Origin of the sequence: uncultured Clostridium sp., from assembly GCF_934754915.1 — a bacterium.
Lineage (GTDB): Bacteria > Bacillota > Clostridia > Clostridiales > Clostridiaceae > Clostridium.
This window is the reverse complement of sequence record NZ_CAKVKB010000170.1, coordinates 1-6,007: the sequence shown is the minus strand read 5'-3', so window position 1 is coordinate 6,007 and position 6,007 is coordinate 1. Positions and strand designations below refer to the sequence as shown.

At 28.4% G+C, this 6,007-nt stretch carries 8 protein-coding genes; all 8 read right to left on the bottom strand.

What is annotated here, in order from left to right:
* Positions 1-62: 62 nt before the first annotated feature.
* Positions 63-449, bottom strand: coding sequence for a hypothetical protein (locus Q0F58_RS16550; protein ID WP_294378972.1), 387 nt, complete (start codon positions 447-449; stop codon positions 63-65).
* Between the two features lie 31 nt (positions 450-480).
* Positions 481-1,554, bottom strand: coding sequence for a type II toxin-antitoxin system RnlA family toxin (locus tag Q0F58_RS16545; RefSeq protein WP_294378971.1), 1,074 nt, complete (start codon positions 1,552-1,554; stop codon positions 481-483).
* Positions 1,555-2,078: 524 nt separating this feature from the next.
* Positions 2,079-2,594 (bottom strand): helix-turn-helix domain-containing protein, encoded by a 516-nt coding sequence (locus Q0F58_RS16540; RefSeq protein ID WP_294378970.1) that lies wholly within the window; start codon positions 2,592-2,594, stop codon positions 2,079-2,081.
* A gap of 354 nt (positions 2,595-2,948) precedes the next feature.
* On the bottom strand, positions 2,949-3,242 hold the full coding sequence (locus Q0F58_RS16535; RefSeq protein ID WP_294378969.1) for a hypothetical protein: 294 nt from the start codon (positions 3,240-3,242) through the stop codon (positions 2,949-2,951).
* A gap of 55 nt (positions 3,243-3,297) precedes the next feature.
* Positions 3,298-4,746 carry a phage terminase large subunit gene (gene terL, locus Q0F58_RS16530; protein ID WP_294378968.1) on the bottom strand — a complete coding sequence of 483 codons (1,449 nt, stop codon included), beginning with the start codon at positions 4,744-4,746 and terminating at the stop codon, positions 3,298-3,300.
* An 8-nt stretch (positions 4,747-4,754) separates the two neighbouring features.
* Positions 4,755-5,171 (bottom strand): DNA-packaging protein, encoded by a 417-nt coding sequence (locus Q0F58_RS16525; RefSeq protein WP_294378967.1) that lies wholly within the window; start codon positions 5,169-5,171, stop codon positions 4,755-4,757.
* Positions 5,172-5,300: 129 nt separating this feature from the next.
* Positions 5,301-5,603, bottom strand: coding sequence for a hypothetical protein (locus Q0F58_RS16520; RefSeq protein WP_294378966.1), 303 nt, complete (start codon positions 5,601-5,603; stop codon positions 5,301-5,303).
* Positions 5,604-5,741: 138 nt separating this feature from the next.
* Positions 5,742-5,906 carry a phosphatase gene (locus Q0F58_RS16515; protein ID WP_294378965.1) on the bottom strand — a complete coding sequence of 55 codons (165 nt, stop codon included), beginning with the start codon at positions 5,904-5,906 and terminating at the stop codon, positions 5,742-5,744.
* Positions 5,907-6,007: the final 101 nt, after the last annotated feature.

Here is a 6,007-nt window from a genome sequence, read left to right as displayed (position 1 = left end):
ATTCTATAAGGGGCAAAAAAGAGGGCAAAAATTAAATTGCCCTCTTTTTTGATTTCATATTATTAAGCCATCTGATATTGAGTACTTCTAATTTTTTTCATTTTAGAAAACAAGTAATCTTTAAAATATTTTTCATACTCATCATTTCTTAATAAATTTATCTGTATAAATTTCTCATCACTTAATTTATTATCGTCAAGAATAAACTTCCATATAAAAAAGGAATTCATACTCATTCCACTTATATTTGATAAATCCAATATAATAACTTCATCACCTTTTAAGCCCAATTTTTCAAACACAAATCTAGAATAATTTGTTGGATTTGAATATTTTTCAGCCTCAATAATTATAAAACTTTTGTAAAATTTCCTATAATCATATACATTAGAAAATGCAGTGCCCATACTATTAAATTTTAACATATATTTATCATATATAGTATTCATATTATCACACCCCTTTCCTAAAGTATTGACATTATTTGATAATATTATAATACCCATCTTTTATTTTAATTAAAATTTCATTATATATTTCTAATGCATTGCTTTTTTCTTTAACAATTATTTTAGGCTTTGGTGAACCATGATTTAAATCATTTCTATAAAATCTTACTGCATCATATAATTCAAATATCTTAAATTCTTTATCTGCTGATAATCTACTAGTCTCTGCATATTTATATATTATATGCCTATTAATATCAGAATTATATAATACCTTTCCAAAGCTCCAACCATCTTCCATGTTTATTAATTTTTCAATACCTAATTCTATTAGCACTTTTTTCAAAAAGCCTTCTAATACTTTAGCTGTAGGACATAACACAGTACTAAATTCTTTCATCTTTAAACTACTATTCAAAATACATTGAGCTGAAATTAAATAATCTCTATAATGTTCATCCAAGAAATCAAATACTTCACTTGTTATTATTTGTTTCACATCATTTTCTTCTTTAGAATAATCTTCACTATTGTTCTTATCACTTTCACCAAATGAAAATCTATTAATTATATCTTCTATTGAACTATTTATACTAGTATCAATAATTTCACAAATATCTTCCCAAAGATTCCAAACAATTCCTTGAAGCATTAAAGTTCCATTCTTAAAGCTTGAAACAAGTATTCTTTCATGCGTCACAATACTTTGTATTTCAAGAAATTCTTTCTTATTAGGATCCTTATTTTCTTTCTGTATAATTTCAACTTTATCAAGTTTATTAATTTTATCTTTTATATTCTCATAATCATTTTCACTTACTTTTTTAAATGAATATGTTTTTTGGGTTGTAGTTTCAAAATCATTAAATTTACTTTCAACTTCAATGTTTAATTCTTTATCAGCTCCAACACTTGTATCTAATTTAAGCCCATCTCTTTTACAATATATTCGTAGTACACTTTTTTTATCATTTCTTTTTATTTTTATTTGAATTGGATTTTTATCGCAATCAAATTCATCACAATCTATTGCTAATTCAGAAAATATTAATTTTAATTTATGTATTAATTCATCTTTATTTAACTTTATTTTTTCAATACTCATAAATAACCCTTTCTAAAGTGAAAATAAAAACAAGCTGTTAAGCTTGCCATAAATTGTCTTCTCATGTTTCACCATATTGTATGTACATATAATAACATATTAAAAGGTGTTTGAAAAGCTTATTATTAACTTTTTGAATACTTTTTAACACATGTTAACTCTAATTAAAACTATTTAATACCAAATAAAAACATCTATAAGCGATAATCGCTTCTTCCCTCTAAATATATCCATTTAACTAAAAATACAATGTTGTAACAGCAATATTAGTTTAGATTTAATTGATTTCATTTCAACTCCCAAATTTTAACGAATCTATTTATCTTGTTGTAAATATTGAACCATTGTTAATATTTCATCAAAAATTACTTACCTATAAAGTTTCTTATTAGCTTTAATGCCTTACTATATCTGTTGTTCGAGGTTTTTTTTAAAATTGCTACCCCCCAGTACCTCACTTTTTTATAAAAAACATATCTATCGGCTGTGATTGATTTTATAATATAACATTTAGCATCACATATTTATTCACTTTCTCTTTTTATAATGTTTCTTATCGTCTTTTCATCTACCTTAAATTTAAAAGCTATCTGCCTTTTGCTTATTCCCTCTTCATATAATTTCAAAACTTGTTGTATCTGTTCACTTTTTAGTTTATAAGTCCCTTTTCGTCTGCCCTTACCTTGATTTTTTTCAAAAGGTTCTAACTTTTCCCTTAATCGAATTACCTCTTTTATAAGTTCATCATTATGATTGTTTATTTTTTCATACTTTAGCAATAACTCCCGATAATCTGTTTGCAAAGTCTTATCTTTATCTTTTAGCTCCTCATGCTCCAGTAACAATTTATCATATTTATCTTTCAATTCTGCTATCATTGGAAATATGTCTTTATTATCAATCATTCTGTTTATAAAATTTCTTAGTGTTATTGGTTTATTGTCCTTTGTCCATTTTGCATATTGTACCCCATCTTTAGATTCAAAATGAATCTGTTCATCTAACGCACTTTTAATTTCAAAAGGACTTTTTTCAATCATAATACCACCTCTTTATAATTCGGATTTTACGCCTTATATCCTTATTGTAATTCAATTCTGACATTGTTTCAAATGTGTATATTTGATTTATTTATCAGTGTTATTTCCATATTGAATAAAACGATAGCTTTAGTTAGTATTATATATACAATTGTAGGCTTTTGTAGGTTTAATACTGCCATACAATCGAATTCACCTAAAGGTGACTAGCAAAAAATTTCTCTCATCATAATGAAGAGGCTTAATAAATTTATAGGTTCAACATTATGCTGAACCTTTGTTAATATATGAATTTTTATCTATTATCAATATTTTATGGATATAATCATCTTTTCCAACTTCTTGGAAAAAAATCTATTCAACTACTGTCACTATCTCATTCTTGACTTTAAGGGCCTCTGACATATCTGATAAATACTTAATGGCCAGCTCCTGGATTTTAGTATCTTCAAAATCATCTCTTCCTAAATCTTTTAATATTTTATTTATTCTTAAATCCTGTTTCTGCTGTAATTGAAATTGCTTTAATAAACTCTCAACTGCCATTGCAATCAATGCTGCTTCCATAGGATCATCAATTTCAATCTGTGACTTTATAAACATCCCTGTTGTATCTGATGTAATTGCTCTTACTACTTTATTTTTCATTGCTAATCATCTCCTAATTTAAGAGGGGCCTTAATATCAATAACTCCCCTATAATTTATCGAACTCCAGTTCTTCTACCAAGCGAACTTTTCTGCAGCATATCTATTAATGCTGTAGCTGTATCTGGTGCATCATCATGTTCATTCTTACCTTGAAGTGTATACCCTGTAAGATTGTCCATAAACTTTGAATATTGACTGTTATGAGAATAATCTGACCTAAAGTATAAATTCTCTTTTATTTGGCCACTTGCTAATAATATTCTTGTCTCTTTATTAATTGTACTGAAAACAGGATCAAAGCTAGTAAGAAATCCTTGCTTCCTGCATTGCTTTTTTAAATTTCTACAATACATTTCACCAGCTCCATTACTTTCTATTCTGCACTTGTTAGGTCTGTATTTATCTAACATTGCTATAGTCAGAGGTTCTGTCTTTTCAACTGGCTCCTGAGTAAATATGCAATCAACGATATAAATCTTTTTATTTATAATTTCGCCAATAAGCATGCAGTAAAAATCTTCTCCCTTATCAGCTACATCAATAGCTGCTACAACTCCATCTCTCTTCATATTCTTTATATCTGATAATTTAAATCTCTTGAGACTTTCTGTTGAGAATAGCAATCCTTCTGCTGGTTTTGGATTCTGTTGATATAATGATTCAAATACATGAGAATTTTGCTTTTTTATTGCTAGTAACCTTTCAAGGCTATGTTTAGATTCCCATAAAGCTTCTCCCTCTTCTCTTGGATCTTCTTCTGTCGGTGGTCCTATCTTTATAGCAGGAAATACAACAACCTTCCAGTTTTTAGGTTCACGCTTTAATATAGTTCCTGCCAAATCATCCTGGTGCCATCTTGTTAGAGTGATAAGTTGCTGACTATCATTGTGTAAACGAGTTTTAAATACAGTATCATACCAATCCTGTACATTCTGCCTTACTGTTGGGCTCCATGCATCTGCTGCATCTTTGTAAGGGTCATCTATTATTCCTATATCAACTAGCCTACCTGTTAAACCTCCACCAACACCAACAGTTATAAAACTGCCTCTATGATTAACTATTTCAAACTCTTCTGAATTTCTTAACCAGGACCCATCAGTTTTAAAACCTTTGGATGCTAATCTAGTCTTTAAATAAATTTCTTTATATTCATTACTGTCAACTATTCTCTGAACATCCCTATTAAATTTACTGGCAAAGCTATGATTATATGATGCTAATGCAATTCTCAGCTCTGGATTATCCCCTAAAAGTTTAGCTGGCAATCTTCTGCTGCATAATTCAGACTTACCATGTTGAGGAGGCATAAATACCATTAAATTTTTTATTTTACCAACTGAAAAATCATCAAGTGCTTTTGCATATCTTCTATGATGCTCACTTACTTCATAGTTAGGAAATGTCCATTTAGTAAAACTTATCAAATCTTCTGTTGCATGGTCTCTATCTCTTAATCTTAATAATTCTTCTAACTCTAATACTTCACTTTCTGTCAGCATAATATCACCTATTCATTGAGTTTCTTTTTTAATTCTTCTATTCGTCTTTCTCTTTCCTCTGGTGTCATAGTAGTCATATTTACATTAGTTTCCCCACTATGTTCAATCTCTTGTTTATCTTTCCATCCAAAATTATTCTTAAGGGCAAATATAGAAAATGTTACATTGTTTTCACCAGTTAATGCTCTTTCTTCCATAGAAGCTTCAACTATATCTTTTGCTTTTTTTATAGTGGGGAAAAATTCATCTTTCTCTGAATAGTTGTACAATGTTTTTCTATCTATTCCAATCCACAAGGCCAGTCCACTTAATGTATAAGGCTTATTAAGTTGTTCGCACCTCTGCCAATATTCCATTATCTTCTGTTCCAATTCTTCCTGAGAATTAAATACTCTTGGTCTGCCTACTGCTTTTTTCTCATCCAAGTTGATCACTTCCTTTCACACTGATATAAAATATTGCATACAAAGAGGCAATATTAAAGCTTCAATCATATGCAATATTATTTCAATTTCTAATTATCGAACTCCAGTTCTCATCATTGTCGTATTTTACTAATATCTCCATTTGTTTTCTCTAGGTGAATTAGCGTTATATTTTGAATATATAGAATCTCCAATCACTTGAATATTTGAATTTACCCTAGAATCATTATTATTAATTCCTTCAGCTGGAACTGTCATTGAATTTTCTTCATCAATTTGATTATCCTGTATTTCATTATTTTTATTATTTTCTACTATATAAGTAACCAATTCAGTAAGAGTTTTAACTAACTTTGATAATTGATCTGCTAATACTGTTACCTCTTCTGTTTTAGAATCACAATTAAATTTTTTTCTTATTTTCCTACTCATTTTTAATACCTTCCTTTTCTGATTTTAAAACTCTTTATTCATTCTTTGATATTTCTACATACTACACTCAAGCTGACCACCCCTTTCAATGCAAAATAAAAAGCCTTATTACAAGACTTAAATTAATAGAATCCTAAACTATTCAACTTTTAATGCTTCTTCCAACTGTTGTTTAGCCTCTGTTGCTTTCTTTTCCCAGTAACGCTCATTAGATGCTTTTACCTTATCTTTATTTTTTGCTCTCCACTTCTTCATATATGATCTCATGTATTCTTTCCTTAATTCCAGTGCATTTTCTTTCATATTTCATCACCTTTCTTTAAATCTCAATCTACTTAGAATTTTATGTATAAAAAAAGTCAACGGATAAACCACTGACAATTAATACATTATAAAAAATTCTT

What these genes read in the sequence shown, in the direction of transcription:
- Q0F58_RS16550 (WP_294378972.1), bottom strand. Translation starts at nt 449, where the DNA reads ATGAATACTATATATGATAAATATATGTTAAAATTTAATAGTATGGGC.
- Q0F58_RS16545 (WP_294378971.1), bottom strand. Translation starts at nt 1,554, where the DNA reads ATGAGTATTGAAAAAATAAAGTTAAATAAAGATGAATTAATACATAAA.
- Q0F58_RS16540 (WP_294378970.1), bottom strand. Translation starts at nt 2,594, where the DNA reads ATGATTGAAAAAAGTCCTTTTGAAATTAAAAGTGCGTTAGATGAACAG.
- Q0F58_RS16535 (WP_294378969.1), bottom strand. Translation starts at nt 3,242, where the DNA reads ATGAAAAATAAAGTAGTAAGAGCAATTACATCAGATACAACAGGGATG.
- terL (WP_294378968.1), bottom strand. Translation starts at nt 4,746, where the DNA reads ATGCTGACAGAAAGTGAAGTATTAGAGTTAGAAGAATTATTAAGATTA.
- Q0F58_RS16520 (WP_294378966.1), bottom strand. Translation starts at nt 5,603, where the DNA reads ATGAGTAGGAAAATAAGAAAAAAATTTAATTGTGATTCTAAAACAGAA.
- Q0F58_RS16515 (WP_294378965.1), bottom strand. Translation starts at nt 5,906, where the DNA reads ATGAAAGAAAATGCACTGGAATTAAGGAAAGAATACATGAGATCATAT.